At 70.1% G+C, this 21,190-nt stretch carries 18 protein-coding genes; 3 read left to right on the top strand and 15 right to left on the bottom strand.

From position 1 onward, the window contains the following. Positions 1-13 precede the first annotated feature (13 nt). The 4 genes from AC0T5L_RS17265 to AC0T5L_RS17250 form a co-directional block, all read right to left on the bottom strand. Positions 14-751 (bottom strand): alpha/beta hydrolase family protein, encoded by a 738-nt coding sequence (locus tag AC0T5L_RS17265; RefSeq protein WP_476166524.1) that lies wholly within the window; start codon positions 749-751, stop codon positions 14-16. A 340-nt stretch (positions 752-1,091) separates the two neighbouring features. Continuing rightward, positions 1,092-2,063 carry a hypothetical protein gene (locus tag AC0T5L_RS17260; RefSeq protein ID WP_476166523.1) on the bottom strand — a complete coding sequence of 324 codons (972 nt, stop codon included), beginning with the start codon at positions 2,061-2,063 and terminating at the stop codon, positions 1,092-1,094. Positions 2,064-2,319: 256 nt separating this feature from the next. Next, entirely contained in the window at positions 2,320-3,594 is a 1,275-nt protein-coding gene (locus AC0T5L_RS17255; RefSeq protein WP_476166522.1) for a glutamate-5-semialdehyde dehydrogenase, read from the bottom strand. Positions 3,595-3,794: 200 nt separating this feature from the next. After that, positions 3,795-4,796 (bottom strand): ArsR/SmtB family transcription factor, encoded by a 1,002-nt coding sequence (locus AC0T5L_RS17250; RefSeq protein ID WP_476166521.1) that lies wholly within the window; start codon positions 4,794-4,796, stop codon positions 3,795-3,797. Positions 4,797-5,060: 264 nt separating this feature from the next. Between AC0T5L_RS17250 and AC0T5L_RS17245 the strand changes: the two genes are divergently transcribed. Together AC0T5L_RS17245 and AC0T5L_RS17240 are read left to right on the top strand one after the other, a co-directional pair. Next, positions 5,061-5,879 carry a hypothetical protein gene (locus AC0T5L_RS17245; RefSeq protein ID WP_476166520.1) on the top strand — a complete coding sequence of 273 codons (819 nt, stop codon included), beginning with the start codon at positions 5,061-5,063 and terminating at the stop codon, positions 5,877-5,879. 55 nt (positions 5,880-5,934) lie between these two features. Further along, the gene (locus AC0T5L_RS17240; RefSeq protein ID WP_476166519.1) at positions 5,935-6,348 is read left to right on the top strand and encodes a hypothetical protein; all 414 of its coding nucleotides are present in this window, start codon (positions 5,935-5,937) and stop codon (positions 6,346-6,348) included. A 153-nt stretch (positions 6,349-6,501) separates the two neighbouring features. Here the strand turns inward: AC0T5L_RS17240 and AC0T5L_RS17235 are convergent, their stop codons facing one another. Both AC0T5L_RS17235 and AC0T5L_RS17230 read right to left on the bottom strand, forming a co-directional pair. After that, complete coding sequence (locus AC0T5L_RS17235; protein WP_476166518.1) at positions 6,502-6,948, bottom strand: type II toxin-antitoxin system PemK/MazF family toxin; 447 nt, start codon at positions 6,946-6,948, stop codon at positions 6,502-6,504. 26 nt (positions 6,949-6,974) lie between these two features. After that, positions 6,975-7,559: a TetR/AcrR family transcriptional regulator gene (locus AC0T5L_RS17230; protein ID WP_476166517.1), complete on the bottom strand. Its 585-nt coding sequence runs from the start codon at positions 7,557-7,559 to the stop codon at positions 6,975-6,977. 99 nt (positions 7,560-7,658) lie between these two features. On the opposite strand from AC0T5L_RS17230, the gene AC0T5L_RS17225 reads away from it, so the two are divergent. After that, on the top strand, positions 7,659-8,408 hold the full coding sequence (locus AC0T5L_RS17225) for an SDR family oxidoreductase (RefSeq protein ID WP_476166516.1): 750 nt from the start codon (positions 7,659-7,661) through the stop codon (positions 8,406-8,408). A 57-nt stretch (positions 8,409-8,465) separates the two neighbouring features. Here the strand turns inward: AC0T5L_RS17225 and AC0T5L_RS17220 are convergent, their stop codons facing one another. From AC0T5L_RS17220 to rodA, 9 genes are all read right to left on the bottom strand, one after another. Further along, entirely contained in the window at positions 8,466-9,359 is an 894-nt protein-coding gene (locus tag AC0T5L_RS17220) for an alpha/beta hydrolase fold domain-containing protein (protein WP_476166515.1), read from the bottom strand. 163 nt (positions 9,360-9,522) lie between these two features. Next, on the bottom strand, positions 9,523-10,680 hold the full coding sequence (gene proB, locus AC0T5L_RS17215) for a glutamate 5-kinase (protein ID WP_476166514.1): 1,158 nt from the start codon (positions 10,678-10,680) through the stop codon (positions 9,523-9,525). 82 nt (positions 10,681-10,762) lie between these two features. Then, positions 10,763-12,127, bottom strand: coding sequence for a GTPase ObgE (obgE, locus tag AC0T5L_RS17210; RefSeq protein WP_476166513.1), 1,365 nt, complete (start codon positions 12,125-12,127; stop codon positions 10,763-10,765). Between the two features lie 127 nt (positions 12,128-12,254). Continuing rightward, positions 12,255-12,515, bottom strand: a complete 261-nt coding sequence (gene rpmA / locus AC0T5L_RS17205; RefSeq protein WP_476166512.1) for a 50S ribosomal protein L27 — start codon at positions 12,513-12,515, stop codon at positions 12,255-12,257. A 13-nt stretch (positions 12,516-12,528) separates the two neighbouring features. Then, positions 12,529-12,840 (bottom strand): 50S ribosomal protein L21, encoded by a 312-nt coding sequence (gene rplU / locus AC0T5L_RS17200; protein ID WP_476166629.1) that lies wholly within the window; start codon positions 12,838-12,840, stop codon positions 12,529-12,531. Between the two features lie 358 nt (positions 12,841-13,198). Further along, a complete protein-coding gene (locus AC0T5L_RS17195) occupies positions 13,199-16,243 on the bottom strand; it encodes an Rne/Rng family ribonuclease (protein ID WP_476166511.1) in 3,045 nt (1,014 codons plus the stop codon). A gap of 158 nt (positions 16,244-16,401) precedes the next feature. Further along, positions 16,402-17,178 (bottom strand): TIGR03936 family radical SAM-associated protein, encoded by a 777-nt coding sequence (locus tag AC0T5L_RS17190; protein WP_476166510.1) that lies wholly within the window; start codon positions 17,176-17,178, stop codon positions 16,402-16,404. A gap of 711 nt (positions 17,179-17,889) precedes the next feature. Then, positions 17,890-19,827 carry a TIGR03960 family B12-binding radical SAM protein gene (locus AC0T5L_RS17185; protein WP_476166509.1) on the bottom strand — a complete coding sequence of 646 codons (1,938 nt, stop codon included), beginning with the start codon at positions 19,825-19,827 and terminating at the stop codon, positions 17,890-17,892. 189 nt (positions 19,828-20,016) lie between these two features. Beyond that, complete coding sequence (gene rodA / locus AC0T5L_RS17180) at positions 20,017-21,189, bottom strand: rod shape-determining protein RodA (RefSeq protein ID WP_476166508.1); 1,173 nt, start codon at positions 21,187-21,189, stop codon at positions 20,017-20,019. Position 21,190 lies beyond the last annotated feature (1 nt).

The raw sequence follows: 21,190 nt of genomic DNA, 5'->3' as shown, positions 1-21,190 counted from the left end.
GCAAGTTCCCGGGTCAGTGCGGATCGGCCATGTACCCGCGAACCCGCTGCCAGGCGGGATGTGCGGGGTCGATGACCGCGAAGTGGTCGGCCCCGGCCGGCTCGTGGTAGTCCACACGGTCTCCGGCGTCGCGGGCGGCGTCCGCGTAGTCGCGGCTCTGCTCCACTGGGACACGCTGGTCGGCGTCACCGTGCACGACCAGCTGGGGTATCCCGAACGGCACTCGTAGCACCGGCGAACCGTAGGCATACGCCTCCGCCGACGGATCCGGGCCCAGGAACGCCCCGACCGCGCCTTCACCGAGGTCCGCCCTGGCGCAGCGCTCCAGGTCGGTGATGGGGGCGAGGGCCACCACGGCGGTCACGGGCGTCCTCGCGTCGAGCGCGTTGAGCAGGGCCAGGTGTCCGCCCGCGGAGTGCCCGAGGGACACCACCCGGCCGAGGTCGTAGCGCCCGGGCTCACGCGCGGCGGCCTCGGCGAGGAGTGCCAGGGCGTCACCGACGTCGTCCAGGGTCCGCGGCCAGCCTCCACCGTCGACACCGGTGCGGCGGTACTCCACGTTCCACACCGCCCATCCCCCGGCGGCCAGGTCGCGGGCCAGCGGATCCATGAGGGTGGCGTTGAACCGGTCACGCCACCAGCCGCCGTGCAGCAGGACCGCGACGGGCGCGGGGCCGTCCGTTCCACCCTCCGGGTCCCACAGATGCACGGTCTGGCTGGAGTGGTCGCCGTAGGACACGGTGGTCGGCACGTGTATCCCCTCGTCGTCGGGCTCGATACCTGCGCCGCGGACCGTAACAGGTCGACCGCCCCCGTTGGCCCGCCTCCCGGCCTCCCCGCGGTACTCTCCCGGGTGAGGAGAGCGCGTCCGGGCTGGACCCGGTGCGGCTCCGGGCCCCCTCGCCGACCAGGCGCTCCAGCGGAGCGCCGGTGGCGGCGCGGGCGGTGGCAGAGCGGCGGCTTCTCGGCCCTGAGGAGCCGAGCCCGCGGTTGAACACCTGGTCGGCTCCGAACCATCCGGTCATCCCGCGCAGCGCCGACGGTAGGGGGCCGTCGGCACTGCGAGCGGTGCGGTGTGACCGGTACTGACCCTAGAAGGCGGGGCCGGCGGCCATGGCGTCGTCGATGGTCTCGGAGCGGGCCTGCTCGACCTCCTCCACGAGCTCCTCCTCGTGGGCCTCGATCTCCTCGACGACGGTGGCGGAGAAGCTGCGCAGGGCGATCTCCTCGGTGAGGACGTCGCCGCGGACGCGGTTGTGGTCGCCGACCTGGGCGGTCGGGGAGTTGTCGGAGGTGACCAGGTCGCCGCCGACGATGTTGTTGTCGACGTAGACACCGCCGCTGACACCGGTGACGCTCAGGTCGCCGTCAACGTAGTTGACGGAGGAGCAGAAGCCCTCCTCCTCACCGGCGCCGACCGCGACCGGGCCGGAACCACCGGTGTAGGTCGCCGCGCCGAGGACCTCGCTGTCGCAGAGGATGCCGCCGCTGGCCGGGTTGGTGACGGACAGGGCGCCGCGCACCACGGAGTCGTAGATGTCGGCGTACTCGACACCGTCGGCCTTGAACGCGCCGCCGACGCGGCCGCCGGAGACGTAGACGGAGCCGACCTCGGCGTTGACGTTGCGGACGGAGGAGTCGACCACGTAGGCGAAGCCGTCGGTGTTGCCTCCCTCGACCGGGACGGTGCGCAGGGCGGCACCGGCCGAGCTGTCCTCCAAGTAGGTGCCGTAGGAACCGCGGTTGACCACGCGGTCGTCGACGGAGCTCTTCTGGGCATCGAAGTAACCGTCCTTGCGGACGATCACCTCGCCCTCGATCTCGCCGTCGACGATGTGCAGGTTGGCACCCTGGCGGACGGTGACGTCGCCCTGGACGACGGCGCCGTCCAGGAAGCAGCTCTTGCCTGCGGGAACCGCGAGATCCGTGGGCAGGGTGACCGCGCCGCCGTGACCCGAGCAGAGCGTGACGAGGTCTGCCTGGGCGGGGGAGGTCATCATCGTGACACCGCCGATGGCCAGGGCGGCCGTGGCGATGGCCGCAGCCGTGCTCCGGAGCTTCATACGGGGGATTCCTTTCGTCGTGACCGTGGGAGCGGCGCTCCGAACGGTGTTCAGGAGCGCCGGGAGACGCCACAGTGAAAGTATCGACCAAGCTTCACTTTGGGAATACTTCTCAGGCGAAGATTCGCTTCTGTCCAGGTTTCCGGCAGGAAAACGTTACAGGTGCCAACGGAAACGCGGATCCACCACGTCACACCCGAGGCCTGTCCGCGCGTACGGGGCCGCCCGTCGGGACGAACGGCCCCTCCCGCCCCCGTTACCGGATATGGCCGTCACCGGTGACCACGTACTTGGTGGAGGTCATCTCGGTGAGGCCCATCGGTCCTCTGGCGTGCAGTTTCTGGGTGGAAATACCAATTTCGGCACCGAAACCGAACTCGCCGCCGTCGGTGAACCTCGTGGAGGCGTTGATCATGACCGCGGCGGAGTCGACCCGGGAGACGAAATACCGGGAGGCCTTCAGCGAGTCGGTGATGATCGCCTCGGTGTGCTGGGTGGAGTACCTGCGGATATGTGTGAGTGCCGCGTCGATGGTGGGCACCACGCGCACGGCCAAGTCCATGGACAGGTACTCGGTCGCCCAGTCCTCCTCGGTGGCCTCGACCACGGTGGCCCCCGTCTGGTGTGCGGCGGCGACCTCCAGCACCCGCGGGTCACCGTGCACGGTCACGCCGCCCTCCGCCAGGGATTCCAGCACGCGCGGCAGGAACGCCTCGGCGACCGCCTCATGCACCAGCAGGGTCTCCGCGGCGTTGCACACCGAGCAGCGCTGCGCCTTGGCGTTGGTGGCGATGGCCACGGCCTTGTCGAGGTCGGCGTCCGCGTCCACGTAGACATGGCACAGGCCCTCACCGGTCTCGATGACCGGGACGGTGGAGTCGCGAACCACGGCCTGGATGAGGGATCCGCCGCCGCGCGGGATGAGTACGTCCACCAGGCCGCGCGCACGCATGAGCGCGGTGGAGGACTCGCGGGTGCGCCCGGGCACCATCTGGACGGAGTCCACCGGGACACCGGTGCCCTCCAGGGCGTCCCGAAGGACCCCGACGATGGCGGTGTTGGATGCGTAGGCCGAGGAGGAACCGCGTAGCAGGGCGGCGTTGCCGCTCTTGAGGCACAGGGCGGCGGCGTCCACGGTGACGTTGGGACGGCCCTCGTAGATGATGCCGATGACGCCGAGCGGCACCCGGATCTGGCGCAGGTCCAGGCCGTTGGGCAGCACGGATCCGCGCACGGACTCGCCCACCGGGTCGGGGAGCTCGACGATCTCGCGGACGGCGTCGGCGATGGCCCCGATCCGCTGCGGGGTGAGGGTGAGCCGGTCGATCATGGCAGGGCCGGTACCGTCCCGGCGGGCCCGCGCCACGTCCTCGGCGTTGGCCGCGGTGATCTCGTCGGCCCGCTTGACCAGGGTGTCGGCGATCGCCAGCAGGGCGTCGTCCTTCACCTCCCGGCTGAGCGGGGCGAGGTCGGCCGCCGCGTCCCTGGCGCGCCCGGCCACCGTGTGGACCTCGCGCTCGATGTCGCTCATGGTGTTCTCTCTTGGTTGGGAGGCCATCCCGGCGTACCCGCCCTGCGGCGTCGGAGGGCGTCCTGGTACGCCCCGGGTGAACCCCTTCAGCGTATAGCGCCGCGCGGCCGGGGACACGGTTGTCCACAGGCAGCGGTGGCGGTGCCGCGCGCCCGTCCGCACCCGCCGACCACCTGTCGAAGGAGCCCGCACGACACTGCTCAGCTCCTGCGCAGCAGGTTCAGACTGAGGTCGGTAACGCTGTGCACGGCGTACTTCCCCTCCTGTCTACTCCGCACCAGGCCGGCCTCGCGGAGCACGTTCATGTGCTTGCTCACCGTGGCGGGCGAGATGTCCGCCAGGCGCGCGAGGGCGGTCGTGTTGGACACCTTGCCGTCGGCCACCAGCTCGAGCAGCCGTGACCGGGTGAGGCCGAGCAGTGCTTCCAGAGAGGTCGAAGGCGGTGTCCGGTCCAGCCAGCCGAGGCTGTGCTCGACCGGGTAGACGAGCACCGGCGGCAGGCAGGGGTCGGCGAGCGCCACGGGTGTGGCCCAGCAGAAGAGGGACGGGACCAGGAGGAGTCCGCGTCCGTCCAGGTGGAGTTCCCTGTCGAAGGGATAGTCGGCTTCCAGGACGGGGCTCCGCCACCGCATGAGGGGACCGAACGAGGCCAGGAGCGCCTCGGAGCCCCCGTTCCGCAGGGCTCGGAGGCGAAGGGCCAGGTCCGCGTGCGTCTGGGCGCGTATCTGCGGCCAGAACGGAGCCAGGGCGGCCCCCTGGTAGGTACGCAGAGCGGAGCTGAGCAGGCGCATGGCACCGGCGTCGCCCTCGGCCAGCCGGTCGAGCGCGGAGGAACGCCGTACGCGGCTGGCCAGGATGTACAGCTCCTCCCGTATGCGGAACTTCGGCGTACTCAGCACGGTCTCGACCCCGGAGCCCGGGCCGTCCTCGGCGATGGCCGGGGTGAGGAAGTCCGGGCAGTAGCTCGCGTACGGGGCCAGTTCCAGCAGCAGCCGCAGCGCGCGCTCCCCGCCTCCGCCGTCCAGGAGTCCTCCGCGCACCGCTCTGCGCCATTCGCCGAAGAAGAGCGCTCCCTGCTTGTGCTGGAGAACATGAAGGCTGTTCACGGTTTCCCACATCAGGTCCGCGGAGTCAGCCAGGCGAATACGCAGCAGGTCATCTCCGCCGAAGTAGATACGCAGCCCAGAGCCATGTGTTGACATTTCGGACTTTTCCAGTTCTCGCGGTCGCATCCAACCACGTTGTCGCCAGAGAGAAAACGTGCCTGAGAGCTGATGCCGATAACCAAGAATAACTACGTCTCCGCTGACACGGACCGGGAGGGCGGAAAGGAGGGGACTGTGCGACCGGCACGGACGGATTCATGTACCGCACGCAGCGCATCTTACCTGAAATACTTGGCCACAGCCCCCGTTCTCGCTGCGATGATCTCGGCTTACACGGTCTCCTGTGCCACGGAAAGCGACTTGGACAACACCCAATTGCGTGAAATCAACCCGGAGGAAGAGGGCGTGCTGGAACAGGCGGAACAACTCCTCCTCCAGGAGTGCATGGAAAGCCATGGGTTCGAATACCAGATCACCTCCGCGGACCCGCCCACAGAACATAAGGAATTCAACTACGTCATCGACGATCCGGAGTGGGCAGCCGAGCACGGGTACGGGACCGACCTCCAGCGCGAGGCCGCCGAAGCGCGCGAGAACGATCCGAACCAGCGCTATTTCGAGAGCCTGCCGCGGGCCCGCAGGGCGGTCGCCCTGCGGGCCGCCAACGGCCCGAGCCCGGACGGGCTGACAGCGACCGCGCCCGACGGAGTGGAGTTCAGCCGCAGCGACCAGGGGTGCCAGTCACATGCCGAACGCGAGCTCTACGGCGACCTCCAGGCATGGTTCCAGGCCCAGACCACCGTCGAGTCCCTGCCGGAGCTCGTCCACCAGCGCGTGATCAGCGACCCGCGCTATCAGGAGGCCGCCCGGAGGTGGTCGGAGTGCATGGCCGGTTCAGGATACGACTACGCGACCCCGGCCGAACTTCGCCTCGCGCTGCCCCCGCCCGAAGATCCGCTGCCCGAAGCCGAGGAGGCCCGGCTCGCGCTGGCGGAGGCGCGCTGCGCCGTCGATTCCGATCTGGCCGAAAGCACGGCGGAGCTGGACGAACACCACGGCGGAGAGCTCCGACGGCAGTACCGCTCCGCGGTGGACACGCGGCGCCGGCTCCAGCTGAACGCCCTGCCCCGGGCCCGCTCCATCGTCGAGGAGGCGGCGCGGCCGGCCGGGCGGCACTGAACTCCGGGGGCACCACGCCCTCCGAGACGAACAGAACACACCACGAGGAGAGATCATGATGATGAAGCGGATGACGATCCTGGCCACGGCGATCGCCGCCATGGCCCTGCTGCACACGCCCGCCGCCCAGGCCGAGGAGGTGCTGCCCGCCTCGGCCGACCCCGACGGCAACCTGCACGCCTACTACGGGTACGACTACGCCAACTACTGCGGCGGCTGGAGGGGGCCCTCCGGCAACTGGGGGGCGTGCCGCAACGAGACCTCATCGCTGTGGAACAACGGCTACCCCGGGGACCTCGACGACGTGCGGGTCTACTGGGGCACCAACCAGACGGGTGCCTCCCGGGGCGTGCACAACGGCGTGGCCCTCCCCGACCTTCGCAGGTGGACCTTCGACGCGGGCACCGGGTCGGGCGCGGGAGAGGCCCTGGACAACAACATCTCCTCGCACAGGTGGGTCAACCTGTAACAGGTGCGGCCCCGTACACGGGTGCGGAACGCGTGCGGCGGTCCCTGACCGCACCGGGACACGCCGGAAGGGTCCGGGGAGGGAAACCGCCCTCCCCGGACCGCTCGCCCCGGCAGGCCCCCGGAGGCCGTGGCCCCACGGGCCCTCCGGTACTCAGCTCCAGCCGTAGCGGGCCCGTAGTACCGCCGCGACCTTCCAGAACAGGTCCTCGTCCATGACGGCGGCCTCACGGCGGATGTTGTCCTCGTCGAATTCGAAGAGCCGGTCCACCCGCACGTAGGAGTCGCGCTGCTCTCGGTCCCAGGGGCCCGAGCCGATCGGCAGCCACTCCTGGCGCTCCCAGTCACCGGGGCTCTGCGAGGACAGCATCAGTCCGTGCAGGCGCCCGTCCATGCGGCCGATCACCAGCAGCGGCCGGTCCTTGCCCTGGCCCGGGTCCTCCTGATAGGGCACCCATGTCCACACGATCTCGCCCGCGTCGGCGAGGCCGTCGCGCTCGGGCGCGTAGACGAGCGCGGTGGCGTTGCGGCCGGTGGGGATCTCGCGGACCTCGCCGTGCTGGGGATGGTCGTCACTTCGACGCGTCATTGGTTCGCTCACGTCCGCATCCTAGACGTACTCAGCCCTCAGCCCACGGAGAGCAGGGCCTCCAGCGCGCGGACGCAGTGGGCGGCCTCCTCCTCCGGGGCGGTGGTCCGCTCCCCCGCCGGGACGGCCGACCAACGCAGCGCCCGGTCCTCCACGTAGGCGGTCCACCCGTGCGCGACGGGCAGCGCGTCCCCGTCCAGGCCCAGGACCACCAGGGTGCGCTCGGCCATGGCCAGACGCAGGCCCTCCACGTACTCCCCGCCCAGGCTCACCGCCCCGCTGCCGAAGACCAGTGCCAGGTACGACTCGCGGCGCCGGTCGATCTGCCCGTAGTAGCGGATCACGAACTGCGCGATCGCCTCCTTCGGCGGCAACCCCTCGTCGGGGGCGGTGTTGCGCACGACCCGGCGCCCGGCGGCGGCCACGACGGCGTCGTGGAAGGCGGTCTTGTTCGGGAAGTAGTGGAACAGCAGTCCCCGTGAGATGCCCGCCTCCCTGGCCACCTCGTCGACGGACAACTCCTGGATGGGTCTTTCCACCAGCATCCGCAGTCCGATCCCGACCAACTGGCGCCTGCGTTCGTCCTGGGTCATCCGCGTGCGTCGCGGAGCTTGGTCGCTCACGCTATTGAGCATTGCTCAATAAGAACGTAGTGTCAACGCCGAAGCGACCGAAGCCGTGGACGCGGACGGACACGGGAAGCAGCACGGAGAAGCACACACATGAGCAAGGGAACGATCCTGATCACCGGCGCCAGCGCCGGCCTCGGCGCCGAGATGGCGCGCCAGTTCGCGGCGCTCGGCTACGACCTGGGGCTGTGCGCGCGACGCACCGAGAAGATGGAGGCGCTGCGCGAGGAGATCGCCGTCGCCCACCCCGACCGCCGAGTGGAGCTGCGAGCGCTCGACGTCACCGACGACGAAGCCGTGTTCAAGGTGTTCGCGGACCTGGCTGCGGCCTTCGGCATCGTGGACAGGGTGATCGTCAACGCGGGGCTCGGCAAGGGCGCCGCCCTGGGCAAGGGGCGCTACGACGCCAACCGCCAGACCGCGATGACCAACTTCGTGGGCGCCCTGGCCCAGTCTGAGGCGGCCATGGAGGTTTTCCGCGCCCAGGGGCGCGGCCACCTGGTGATGATCTCGTCGATGTCGGCGCTGCGCGGCATGCGCAAGGCCATGACCGTCTACGCCGCCACCAAGGCCGGTGTGGCGGCCATCGCGGAGGGCCTGCGCTCGGAGCGGATGCCGGGCCTGGACGTGTCCGTGGTCTACCCGGGCTATATCCGCTCGGAGATGAACGAGCACGTGCAGCAGAAGACCAGGTTCATGGTGGACACGGAGACCGGTGTGCGCTCGATGGTCACCGCGATCGAGAAGCGCAGGGTGCGGGCGTACGTGCCCGCGTGGCCGTGGGCACCGATCGGCTTCGCCATGAAGCGGCTCCCCCTGTCCGTGGTCAGGAAGCTGACGTGAGCGGGCCGAAGGAATCCGGCGCGGCGCGCCACGCCCGGCGGTGACGGGGATGGGCGCTCAAAGCTCCCGCAGCGCGGCGATGATCCGGTCACGTGCCGCGCGCCCCTCCGGGCACGGGACCAGCGGGTACACGTGGAAGGCGCCCTGCTCCTCCTGGAGGTCGACCGACACCCCGGCCCCCGCCAACCGGTCGCGCAACCGCCGGACGTCGGGAAGAAAGAGATCGTGCGTGCCGATGTGGAGGTCGGTGGGCGGCAGGCCCTCCATCGGACCGTTGACCGGGCTGAGCCGGGGATCGGCCAGGTCGTCGCCGCCCGCCCAGGCCAGGGCGGACTCCCGTAGCCCCACCGGGCTCAGCCAGGGGTCCACCCGGTCCAGTTCCCGGATGCCGGGGTGGGACATGGTCAGGTCCACCCAAGGAGCGATCAGCACCAGGCGCCGTGGCACGGGCAGCTCCGGATCGGCTTCCTCTCCGAGCAAGGACTGGGCGTAGGAGAGCACCAGCCCGGCACCCGCCGAGTCTCCCGCGAACACCACGGGCCCGGCGCCGGCGGGCAGCCCCCGGTGGACGGCTTCCAGAAAGGGGAACGCCTGCCGGTGGGTGTGTCGGGGAGCCAGCCCGTAGACCGGGACCTCCACCAGGCAGCCCGCGTCCGCCAGCCTGGCGACGAACACCCAGTGCCAGGGTGACAACTCGTGGACGTAGGACCCTCCGTGCACGTACAGCACGACCCGCTCCGGATCCGCCGTCCCCCGCGGCGGCACGGTGTAGCTGTCGAACCCGCCGACCCCTCGTACGTCGACCCCGTACCGCTCGGTGAACCAGGCCGGAGGCGCCGGGTCACCCTTGGGTGCCGCGATCTGCTTGCGGACGTCCTCCAGGGTCGCCATGGACCGCTTGCGCGTCATCCGCAGTAGTAGGGACAGTAATCGTACGGCCAGGCTGGGCATGGGGGCTTCCCTTCCTCACACACAAGGGCTCGGGCCAGGCCCCTCCCCGAAAGGGGCGACGGACCCCGGGCCCATGGTAGGAAACCGGCGGCGGAACTCAGGGAAGTGGCACCCCGGTCTCTGTTCCGGTTCACCGCGTCCCGGCCGGGTCCGCCCGGACGGGCTACAGGACCACCAGGTCGTCCCGGTGCACGAGCTCCCGCTCGTAGGAGGGCCCCATCTCCCGGGCCAGCCACCGGGTGGACCGCCCCATCAGGTCGGGCACCTCGGCCGCGTCGTAGTTGACCAGCCCGCGCGCGACCACACCGCCCTGCTCGTCGCACAGGTCAACCGGGTCGCCAGCGCTGAAGTCGCCCGTAACCCTCACCACGCCGGCTGGAAGCAGGGACGCCTTCTCCCTCGCCACCGCCGCGACCGCGCCGGGGTCCAGGACCAGGCTGCCCCGCCCCGCGGTGGCGTGCGCCAGCCACAGCTGGCGGGCTGACGGGCGCCGCCCGTTATCCGGAGCGAACAGGGTGCCCACACGGTCGCCCTCCAGGGCGGTACGGGCGTTGGCGACGGAGGTCAGCACGGTGTGCACCCCCGCCTCGGTGGCGATCCGAGCCGAGGCCACCTTCGTGACCATCCCGCCGGTGCCCACGCCCCGCTTTCCCGTACTGCCGATGTCGATCCCGTCCAGGTCGGCCGGGCCGCGTACCAGGCTGACCACCGACGACCCCGGCGAGGAGGGATTGCCGTCGTACAGGGCGTCCACGTCCGAAAGCAGTACCAACGCGTCGGCACGCATCAGGTGCGCCACCAGAGCCGCCAGCCGGTCGTTGTCGCCGAACCGCAGTTCGTGTGTGGCCACGGTGTCGTTCTCGTTGACGATCGGTACGGCGCCGATGTCCAGCAGGCGACGCAAGGTGCGCTGTGCGTTACGGTGCTGCACCCGGCGCATCATGTCCTCCACCGTGAGCAGAACCTGTGCGGCGGTGAGGCCGTGCCCGGCCAGCTCGGCCGTGTACGAGGCCAGCAGCAACCCCTGGCCCACGCTCGCGGCGGCCTGCTGGGAGGCCAGGTCGCGGGGACGGCTGGCCATCCTGAGCGGGGTCATCCCGGCCGCGACCGCTCCGGAGGAGACCAGGATCACCTCCTGGTCGGCTGCGCGGCGATCCGCCAGAACCCTGACCAGGTCGCGGATGCGGCCGGAGTCGATCCGGCCGTCGGGGGTCGTCAGCGACGACGACCCCACCTTCACCACGACCCGGCGTGCGGCCGCCACCGCCGCGCGGCCCGTCGTCTCCAAAGAACCGGTCTGTTCGAGTCCTGTGCTGTGCACCGTGAGGGGCTTTCCATCCAGTGGCGCGGCGCCCGGCGCCGCGCTCGTGCCTGTTCGGCCGGGCCGTCGGTCCCCGCGCGGTTCAGCCCAGCCGGGCGTCGGTTCCGCGCGGGCCGGACGGGACGACCTCGGCGTCCGTGGACGTGTCCCAGTCGAAGACCACGGAGTCCTCCTCGGTGCCGATGCGTACTTCGGCGCCCTCGGTGGCGCCGGCCTTGGCCAGCTCCTCCTCGATACCGAGGCGGTGGAGGCGCTCGGAGAGGTAGCCCACGGCCTCGTCGTTGGAGAAGTCGGTCTGGCGCACCCACCGGGCGGGCTTGTTCCCGCGTACCTGGAAGGCGTTGTCACCCAGCGGGACCACCTCGAAGGGGGTCTCGCCGATCATCTGGGGCCTGATCACGATTCGGGTGGGCTCGGGCACGGGCGCGGCCTCGCGAGCCGCGGACACCTGCTCGGCCAGGGCGAAGGACAGCTCGCGCAGGCCCTCTCGGGAGGCCACGGAGACCTCCATGACCTGGTATCCGCGCTCGACCAGTATCGGGGTGACCATCTCGGCCAGCTCGCGCGCCTCAGGGACGTCGACCTTGTTCAGGGCGACCAGGCGCGGTCGGTCCGACAGGTCCACGCCGGTGTGCTCACCGTAGGCGGACAGCTCCGCCTCCAGGGCGTCCAGGTCGCTGACCGGGTCTCGGCCCTGCTCGTAGGTGGCGCAGTCCAGCACGTGCAGGAGGGTGGAACAGCGCTCGATGTGGCGCAGGAACTCCAGGCCCAGGCCCTTGCCGTCGCTGGCGCCGGGGATGAGCCCGGGCACGTCGGCGATGACGTACTGGACGTTGCCCGCCTCCACCACGCCCAGGTTGGGCACGAGGGTGGTGAACGGGTAGTCGGCGATCTTGGGGCGGGCCGCGGACACCGCGGCGACCAGGGACGACTTACCCGCGCTGGGGAAGCCCACCAGGCCGACGTCGGCGATGGTCTTCATCTCCAGGCGTACGTCGAGGCCCTCGCCCTCCTCGCCCTTGAGGGCGAAACCGGGTGCCTTGCGCTTCTTGGAGGCCAGCGCGGCGTTGCCCAGACCGCCGCTGCCGCCCCGGGCGAGCACCAGGCGGGTGCCGTGGCCGACCAGGTCGGCGATGACCTCACCGTCCATGCGGGTGACCACCGTGCCGTCGGGCACCGTGAGGACGAGGTCCTCACCGTTGGCTCCGGACCGGTGACCGCCCTGGCCTGGTGTGCCGTTACGTGCGGTGCGGTGTGGGCGGCGCTGGTACTCCAGCAGGGTCGCGGTCTGGGTGTCGACCTCCAGGACCAGGTCCCCGCCCCGACCGCCGTTGCCGCCGTCCGGGCCGCCCAGTGGCTTGAATTTCTCACGGTGCACGGAGGCACAGCCATGCCCGCCGTTCCCGGCCTTGACGTGCAAGACCGCCTCGTCGACGAAGTCAGGCATAGTTCTCCCCGTTACTCTCCGGCCCCACGTGAGGGCCTGGACAAACACACGTGCCATTCAATGACAACGCAAGAGGCGGGCCAGTGTTCCCTGGCCCGCCTCGTTCTCACAACGTCCGCGCGTGACCCTATTCGGCGACGGCGGGAACGATGTTCACGGCCTTACGGCCGCGGAAGCTGCCGAACTTGACCTCGCCCTGAACCAGCGCGAACAGCGTGTCGTCGCCACCACGGCCGACGTTGGCGCCGGGGTGGAACTTGGTGCCGCGCTGACGGATCAGGATCTCGCCGGCCGAGACGGCCTGACCACCGAAACGCTTGACGCCGAGGCGCTTGGCGTTGGAGTCACGACCGTTACGGCTGGACGAAGCGCCCTTCTTATGTGCCATTTCTCCAGGCCTCCTACTTCGCCGCGATACCGGTGACGCGCACCTGGGTGTGCTTCTGGCGGTGCCCCTGGCGCTTCTTGTAACCGGTCTTGTTCTTGTACTTCATGATGTTGATCTTGGGGCCCTTGGTCTCACCGAGGATCTCGGCGGTGACCGCGTAGCCGTTCAGCTTGTTCTCGTCGCTGATGACGTTGCCGTCCTCCACGACGAGGATGGGCTGCCACGTGATGGTGGCGCCGGTCTCCTCAGAGACCTTGTCGATGTTCAGGACGTCATCGACAGACACCTTCTCCTGTCGGCCGCCCGCTCGCACGATCGCGTACACCGGGTAACTCTCTTCCTGCTCGCTCAACGAATAATGCTCGGGACCATCCCCGAGACGTGAGGCCCGGGGTCCGGGTCCGGCAGTGCCTGTGCCCAGGCCAGCCGGGAGGTTCATCCCCGTGTGGGCGGGGAAGAGCCTCGTTCCACGATCCACTGATCGCCTGTAGCGGGGCGCGGGGATCCGAGGGAAACAAACCCTGCGTGGAGAGCACTTCGGTGTCGGGGCGCGCGATTGTGTGGAGCGCGCCGACGCACCGTCTCTCAGATTACCACTGACCCACCACAGGCCTGCACACGTGCCGTGGCCCGGGCCGGACGCGGGTCCGGCCCGGATCACGACGGGGCTGCCGCCCCTCGGTTCAGCCCGCGTCCACGGCGGTCGGCGAGGTGGACGCCGCCTTGGTACGCCGGGTACGGCGCCGCTTGGGCCGCTCGGCGGCCTCGTCGTCGCCTTCGGCGGACACCTCCGCGGCGGTTTCCGCGCCGTCGGAAGCGTCCTCGCCACCGCTGTCCGCCGCACCGGATCCACCGGTACCGGCCGCCGCGCGGGCGGTCCGACGGGTGGTGGTGCGACGGGTACGGGTCTTCTTCGCCGGGGCCTCCTCGACCTCGGGAGCCTCCTCGGAGGCCCCGGGGGCCTCCACCGGAGCGGCCTCCTCGTCAGCGGCGGCGATCTCCTCCTGCTCCTGCGCGGCGGCCTCAGCCGCCTTGCGGGAACGGGAGGCCCGCTTACGGGTCTTCTTTGCGGGCTCGGCGTCAGCCTTGGCCTCGGCCTCGGGGCCGGTCTTGGTTCCGGCGGCCGGGGCCTCCTCGGCCTGCTCCGGCTCCGCCTTCGTGTCGGCGGCCTGCTCGGACTTGTCCGCGGGCTCCGCCGCCTTCTCCGCCTTGGCGTCCCTGTCGGGCTCGCCCTTACCCTTCTTCTTCTTGCGACCGCCGCCGTTGCCGCCGCCCTTGCCCTCGGCCGGGTCGCTGGTCAGCACCAGGCCGCGCCCGCTGCAATGCTCGCAGCTGTGCGAGAACGCCTCCAGCAGGCCCTGGCCGACTCTCTTGCGGGTCATCTGGACCAGGCCCAGAGAGGTGACCTCGGCCACCTGGTGCTTGGTGCGGTCGCGCGAGAGGCACTCCAGCATGCGGCGCAGCACCAGGTCACGGTTGGACTCCAGCACCATGTCGATGAAGTCGATGACGATGATGCCGCCGATGTCACGCAACCGGAGCTGGCGGACGATCTCCTCGGCCGCCTCCAGGTTGTTCTTGGTGACCGTCTCCTCCAGGTTGCCGCCCTGGCCGGTGAACTTGCCGGTGTTGACGTCGACCACGGTCATGGCCTCGGTGCGGTCGATGACCAGCGAGCCGCCGCTGGGCAGCCAGACCTTGCGCTCCAGGGCCTTGTTGATCTGTTCGTCGATCCGGTAGGCGGCGAAGACGTCGCGGTCCTCGGTCCAGTGCGAGAGCCGCTCGGAGAGGTTGGGCGCCACGTAGTCCACGTACTCGTGGACGGTGGTCCAGGCCTCGTCACCGGCCACGACCAGGCTGGAGAAGTCTTCGTTGAACACGTCCCTCACGACCCGCACCGTCAGGTCCGGCTCGCTGTTGAGCAGTGCCGGGGCACTCGCCGACTTCGACTTGCGCTTGATGGAGTCCCACTGCTTGGACAGGCGCGTGATGTCGCGCTCCAGCTCCTCCTCGCTGGCCCCTTCAGCGGCCGTGCGCACGATGACGCCGGCGCCGGAGGGCGTGACCCTCTTGAGGATCTGCTTGAGGCGGGCGCGCTCCTTGTCCGGGAGCTTGCGGCTGATGCCGGTCATCGAACCGGCGGGCACGTACACCATGTAGCGGCCGGGTAGGCTGATCTGGCTGGTCAGGCGGGCGCCCTTGTGACCGACCGGGTCCTTGGTGACCTGCACCAGGACCGACTGTCCGGACTTGAGCACCGACTCGATGCGCTTGGGCTGGCCGTCCAGGCCGAAGGAGTCCCAGTTGACCTCACCCGCGTACAGGACGGCGTTGCGCCCTTTGCCGATGTCGACGAAGGCGGCTTCCATGGACGGCAGCACGTTCTGCACCCGGCCCAGGTACACGTTGCCCACGTAGGAGCGGTGCGTGGCCCGGTCGACGTAGTGCTCGACGAGGATGTCGTCCTCCAGGACGGCGATCTGGGTCCGGTCACCGATCCGGCGGATCACCAGGTCGCGCTTGACCGACTCGCGGCGAGCCAGGAACTCCGATTCGGTGACGATCGGGGGACGGCGGCGGCCCTGTTCCCGGCCCTCGCGGCGGCGCTGCTTCTTGGCTTCCAGCCGGGTGGAGCCGCGGACCGCCTGGACCTCGTCCTCGATGGGCTTCTCCTGGCGCGGCTCACGCACCCGGACCACGGTGTTGGGCGGGTCGTCCCCGGTGGTTTCGGCGCCCGTGCCGGAACGGCGGCGACGACGGCGGCGACGACGGCTGCCGCGCTCGGTGTCCTCGCCGGAGTCCTCGCCCTGTTCGGCGGCCTGGCCGCTTTCCTCGCCCGAGTCGGCGGTCTTCTTCGACTCCTTCTGCTCCGCCTTCTTCTCGGCGGCGGGCTCAGCGGCGTACTCGCCCTCGTCCGCACGGGAGCGGCCGCGCCCCCGGCCACCGCGGCGGCGGCGACGACGGCTGGGGCGGTCGTCACCCTCCTCACCGTTGTCCTCGGCACCGGTGGCCTGAGCTTCCTCCTCCTCGGGCCCCTCGTCCTCAGCACCGGTGTCGGCCTCGGCGGTCCGGACGGTCGCGGACGCGGCGCTGGCCACCGGTGGCTGGAAGAGCATGGCCGGCGCCGGGAAGGTACCCCCGCCAGCGGACTCGGCGGTCTCCTCGTCCTCCCGCTCGGCGGCCTCGGTTCCACCGGTCGCGACGTTCTCGTCGGCCTCGGCTGAGCGGGCACGCGAACGGCTCCGGGAACGGGTACGGCTCCGGGCGGTGGAGTCGGCCTCCCCTTCTTCTGCCGGAGCGGTGGCCTTGGCGGCCTTCGTGGCTTTGCCAGCCTTCGTGGACTTGGCGGCCTTCGTGGATTTGGAGCCTTCGGCGGCGGTGTCGGCCGTGTCCTCGGCGGCACGGGCGCGGCTGCGTTGCTTGGCCGTTTCCTCCTCGGGACGGCCCGCGGCACGCACGGTGCGCCTGCGCGAGGCGGCGGTGGTCACCTCGGTCTTGACCGTGCCTCCCTCGCCGGATCCGGCGAGGGAGGTGACGGGCATCGAGGGAGGGGTGAAGACGTCGTCCGGTTCAGGGGGTGGTCCGGCAGCGCGACGGCCGCCCTTGGCTGGCGCGGGTGTGGTCACCCGCACCTCGCCGCCCCCTGTGGGGGACGCCGCCATGTCGTTGTCTGTTTCAGTTGTACCCGCGGTGCCGTCGGCACCGTTGTTGGGCTCGTTGTCGAGCATCCGGGCGGTCTCCCGTCAGAGTCCTCGGGCGCGCAGCGACCTGACGGTCGGCGGCGCGGCTCGCGAGAACTGTCGTCGCTGTGTCAGCGCCGGCGGCACCGGGGTGCCGTCGGGGCAAAGTCCTGTGGTGTCGCCCATGTTCCCCGCCTTGGGGCCGCTCATCTGCGCGGTCCCATCATGAGCGTCGACGGCTGTGGTGCGCTGTCGCGCCGCTCGTCCGCGTTGTCGTCCGCGGGGCCGGGGCTCGTATGAGCTTCGGGCCGGTCCTGTGTGAGCGGATCCGCGATCGCACCTGTCGTCTCGTCCAGCAGCCCCTGCGCCAGCCGGGTCATCAACGGCGATGACGGCGGCGCGAGGTCGGCCACGTGGCGAAGACCGGTCAGCACGTCGTCCGGTCGAACAGCAGGTGTCGTGTGCCGTACGACCATCCGAAGTATGGCATATGTCGTGTGATGTTCCTCTGGGGCGCGCCCATGGGAGTCAGCGCACACGTCGATACGGACCACTGCGGGTCGCGTGTCGAAGCGGCGACGACCCTTCTTCGTCATCCGCTCCACCTCGGCGCTGTCGGCGGCCATGTAGTCGGCCACCGCCCTGGCGGCGTCGTCGGGGTCGACGTCCGCCATCTCCACCCGCCATTCTGAGGCCTGGAGCCGGTCAGCGAGCCCGGAGTGTCGGGCCTCGACGACCTCGACGATGTCGATGCCCGAGGGCATCGCCGCGTCGATGTCGGCCCGGACCCGTTCGGGTAGGCGCGGCTCGGCCAGGGTGAGTTCCAGGTACTCCGCCTCGCTGGCGACCCCGGTGGGGGCCGCACCGGTATAGGAGACCTTGGGATGAGGTGAGAAGCCAGCGGAGAAAGCCACGGGTACGGCGGCCCTGCGCAGGGCGCGCTCCAGAGCCCGGGCGATGTCACGGTGGCTGGCGAACCTCATGCGTCCGCGCTTTGCGTAGCGGACGCGAAGCCGTTGTCCGGGTTTGGCGGTGGAGGGTGAGGTGGTGCCCTCGGATGCGGGGGGCAGCTCAACTCCTTTCCTCATGCCCCCTGGTGTGGCCGGCGAGCGGCCTGAAGGGGCTGTTCCTCGTCCTGTTCAGCGTACGGTGCGCGATGGTGCACATGCGCCAACAGGACTACGCATACCGGTATCTCCCCCACTGACCTGCGGTCGAAAAGTCCCGGAGCGGTCAGAACGGATACCGAACCGGCGTTCATCACCAGAACACAGGGGTTCTCGGAAAAAATCCAAAGAAAATCTGCGCACGATGGCAACCCCCCGCTCAAGCCGCGAGTCCTACTACACGTATGGCCCGGCGCGAGCGGGGCGCCGGGCCATACACCTTCATCCCGGGCCACTCCCCTGACGGGTCGAGGCAGTCCCCGGATCTCGAATCACCTCTCACCTCCCTTGCCGCACCCCTTCTCGAAGACGTCAGACTGCCGCCTCCAGCACACCTCAGCCAGGCGCGTGCAGAGGCCCGCGCGCCGCAGGTAAGCGTGCAGCGGTGGCCCACCGAAGGGGGCTTGGGAGAGCCTCCAACAGACCCCGGCCACGCACCCGAAGAACCCGCAGCAGCGCTCCGCCACAGGGGGTCGGCGAAGCGCCCGGGCACACGGCCAGGGACTCCTGCACGCCCTTGCCCCCGGGCTACACCACGGTCAGCGGCAGCATCGGGCGGCCCTCCGCGGGGGCGTTGATCTGGATCTCGGTGCCCATGCTCGGACACACACCGCAGTCGTAGCAGGGGTTCCACCGACAGTCGTCGACCTCCAGCGACTCCTCTCCGTGCAGGGAGTCCTGCCAGTCCTGCCACAGCCACGATCGGTCGAGGCCGGCGTCCAGGTGGTCCCAGGGCAGGACCTCCTCCTCGTCGCGCTCGCGAGTGGTGAACCAGTCCATATCCACCGGAAGGTCGGCCAGGGCCACCTCGGCGGCACTCGCCCACCGGTCGTAGGAGAAGTGCTCGCTCCAACCGTCGAACCTGCCGCCGACCCGCCACATCTCCTCGATCACCCGGCCGACGCGGCGATCGCCCCGGGAGAGCAGCCCTTCGATAATGGAAGGGCGACCCTCGTGGTAGCGCAGGCCGATCGACTTTCCGTACCTGCGGTCGCCCCGCAGCCGGTCGCGCAGCTTGCGCAGCCGGGCGTCGATGTCCTCGTGCGAGGTCTGCCCCGCCCACTGGAACGGGGTCTGCGGCTTTGGCACGAACCCGCCGATGGAGACCGTGCACCGGATGTCCTTGCGCCCGGTCACCTCACGGCCTGCCCGGATCACCTCGGTGGCCAGGTCGGCGATGGCCAGGACGTCCTCGTCCTCCTCGGTCGGCAACCCGCACATGAAGTACAGCTTCACCTGTCGCCATCCGGCCGTGTAGGCGGCGGTGACGGTGCGGATGAGGTCCGCCTCGGTGACCATCTTGTTGATCACCCGGCGCATCCGCTCGCTGCCGCCCTCGGGTGCGAACGTCAGCCCGGAGCGGCGCCCGTTGCGGGTCAGCTCGTTGGCCAGATCGATGTTGAACGCGTCCACGCGGGTGGAGGGCAGCGACAGGCCGGTGTTGGTGCCCTCGTACCGGTCGGCGAGCCCCTTGGCGATCTGGCCGATCTCGCTGTGGTCGGCGCTGGACAGCGACAGCAGCCCCACCTCCTGGAACCCGGAGGCCTTCACGCCGTCCTCGACCATCTTCGTGACGGTCTCCTGGTTGCGCTCGCGTACCGGACGGGTGATCATCCCCGCCTGGCAGAAGCGGCAGCCGCGTGTGCAGCCCCGGAAGATCTCCACGCTGTAGCGTTCGTGCACGGACTCGGCGGTCGGCACGATCGGCTTCTTGGGGTAGGGCCACCGGTCCAGGTCCATCACGGTGTGCTTCTGCACCGTGCCGGGCACCCCGGTCCGATTGGGCGTGTAGGAGGCGATCCGCCCGTCGGCGTGGTACTCCACGTCGAAGAAGCGCGGCACGTACACCCCGCCGGTCGCGGCCAGGCGCAGCAGCAGCCCGTCGCGTCCGCCCGGTTCTCCCTCCTCCTTGAACTCGCGGATGATCTCGGTGATGGCGAGGGTGATCTCCTCACCGTCTCCGAGCACCACCGCGTCCAGGAAGTCGGCGATCGGCTCGGGATTGAACGCCGAGTGCCCGCCCGCCAGCACGATCGGGTGCTCGGCGGTGCGGTCGGCCGCGTGCAGCGGTATACCGGCCAGGTCCAGCGCGGTGAGCATGTTGGTGTAGCCCATCTCGCTGGCGAAGCTCAGCCCGAGCACGTCGAAGGCGACCAACGGCCGGTGGGCGTCCACGGTGAAGTGCGGTACGCCGTGCTCGCGCATCAGCTTCTCCAGGTCCGGCCACACCGCGTAGGCGCGCTCGGCCAGCACGCCCTCGCGCTCGTTGAGGACCTCGTACAGGATCTGCACGCCCTGGTTGGGCACGCCGACCTCATAGGCGTCTGGGTACATCAGTGCCCAGCGCACCTGGGTGTCCTCCCAGTCCTTGACCACGGAGTTGAGCTCGCCACCGACGTACTGGATGGGTTTGCCCACCTGTGCCAGCAGGGGTTCCAGTCGCGGGAAGAGGCTTTCGACGGACATGGTGTGGGCCTTCGTTCGGCGGACATCGTGTCGGAGTGTGCGTGGCCCCGCACCCGGCGGGAACTGTCGCCGGGGCTCGTGAGCACGGCCGCGCGGTATCTCAAGGCTACCGGGGCCGGGCCTGCCGAACCGCTTCGTACACAGGCCCTTGTCACGGCTTTTCCGTCGTTTCCCCTAGCCCGCGCTCCGCTACGCGAAGCCCCGGTCCCGGGAGTTGACCCCCAGCACCAGTCCCAGGGCGAGCATGTTCGCCACGATCGCGGTACCGCCGTAGGAGGCGAACGGCAGCGGCAGTCCCGTCACCGGCATGATCCCCAGGCCCATCCCGATGTTGATGAAGGTCTGGAACCCGAACCAGGCGGCCACTCCCACGCAGAGCAGGCGCGGGTAGGGCTGCTCACACCCCTGGGCGATCCGCAGGATCCGCCACAGAATCAGCGTGAACAGGCCGATGACCAGTACCGATCCCGCGAACCCCAGCTCCTCGCCCGCCACCGTGAAGATGAAGTCGGTGTGCTGCTCGGGCACGAACCGCCCATGCGTCTGCTCACCCTGGAACAGGCCGGTCCCGTTGAACCCGCCCGACCCCACCGCGATCAGCGCCTGGTTGGAGTTGTACCCCGCGCCCTGCGGATCGGCCGCCGGATCCATCAGGGTCGCGAGGCGGTCCAGCTGATAGGGCTCCAGCAGGTCGAACCACCACACGCAGAACGCCGCGGCCGCGCCGCACACCAGCATGCCCGCCACCCACACGATCGGAGCTCCCGAGAGCGTGAGCATCCCCAGGAAGATCGCGCCGAGCACCAGCGTGGTGCCCAGGTCCGGCTGGGACATCACCAGCGCCAGCGGCACCGCCAGCACCACCAGGCAGAACAGCACGTCCCGCGTCATCGGCCGGACCTCGCCGTCACGCGGCTCCCCCAGCAGCGTGGCCAGTATCAGGATCAGCCCGACCTTGGCCAGCTCGCTGGGCTGGAACTGGAACCCGCCGACCACGATCCAGCCGCGCGACCCGTTGATCACCGCACCGAGCGGAGTGAGCACCAGGGCCAGCACGACCACCGTGGCCAGATAGGCGAGGGGCGCGTACGCACGGACCGTCCGGTGGTCCACCGAGGCCACCAGCAGACACAGCACCCACCCCACCGCCAGGTGGAGCAGATGGCGGCGCAGGTGGCCGGTGGAGTCCATCGGATCACTGCCGTCGCCCGGCAGGGTCGCCGACCACACCAGCAGCGAACCGACGGCGCACAGGACGGCCACCGACACGACCAGCGTCCAGTCCAGACGGCGCGCGAGGCCGGCCGCGCTGCGCCCGAGCTCGGCGCTTCGCGTTCGGGGCGCTCCCAGGTATGTGGTCATG

The sequence above is a fragment of the Nocardiopsis sp. TRM 82005 genome (assembly GCF_056312425.1).
Note: the sequence above shows the minus strand (reverse complement) of the source record. Positions and strands in the feature narration are given on the sequence as shown.

Bases quoted from the DNA above. Each gene is read 5' to 3' on its own strand.
- AC0T5L_RS17260 (WP_476166523.1), bottom strand. From the start codon at position 2,063: ATGAAGCTCCGGAGCACGGCTGCGGCCATCGCCACGGCCGCCCTGGCC.
- AC0T5L_RS17255 (WP_476166522.1), bottom strand. From the start codon at position 3,594: ATGAGCGACATCGAGCGCGAGGTCCACACGGTGGCCGGGCGCGCCAGG.
- AC0T5L_RS17250 (WP_476166521.1), bottom strand. From the start codon at position 4,796: ATGTCAACACATGGCTCTGGGCTGCGTATCTACTTCGGCGGAGATGAC.
- AC0T5L_RS17240 (WP_476166519.1), top strand. From the start codon at position 5,935: ATGATGATGAAGCGGATGACGATCCTGGCCACGGCGATCGCCGCCATG.
- AC0T5L_RS17225 (WP_476166516.1), top strand. From the start codon at position 7,659: ATGAGCAAGGGAACGATCCTGATCACCGGCGCCAGCGCCGGCCTCGGC.
- AC0T5L_RS17220 (WP_476166515.1), bottom strand. From the start codon at position 9,359: ATGCCCAGCCTGGCCGTACGATTACTGTCCCTACTACTGCGGATGACG.
- obgE (WP_476166513.1), bottom strand. From the start codon at position 12,127: ATGCCTGACTTCGTCGACGAGGCGGTCTTGCACGTCAAGGCCGGGAAC.
- rpmA (WP_476166512.1), bottom strand. From the start codon at position 12,515: ATGGCACATAAGAAGGGCGCTTCGTCCAGCCGTAACGGTCGTGACTCC.
- AC0T5L_RS17195 (WP_476166511.1), bottom strand. From the start codon at position 16,243: ATGCTCGACAACGAGCCCAACAACGGTGCCGACGGCACCGCGGGTACA.
- AC0T5L_RS17190 (WP_476166510.1), bottom strand. From the start codon at position 17,178: ATGAGGTTCGCCAGCCACCGTGACATCGCCCGGGCTCTGGAGCGCGCC.
- AC0T5L_RS17185 (WP_476166509.1), bottom strand. From the start codon at position 19,827: ATGTCCGTCGAAAGCCTCTTCCCGCGACTGGAACCCCTGCTGGCACAG.
- rodA (WP_476166508.1), bottom strand. From the start codon at position 21,189: ATGACCACATACCTGGGAGCGCCCCGAACGCGAAGCGCCGAGCTCGGG.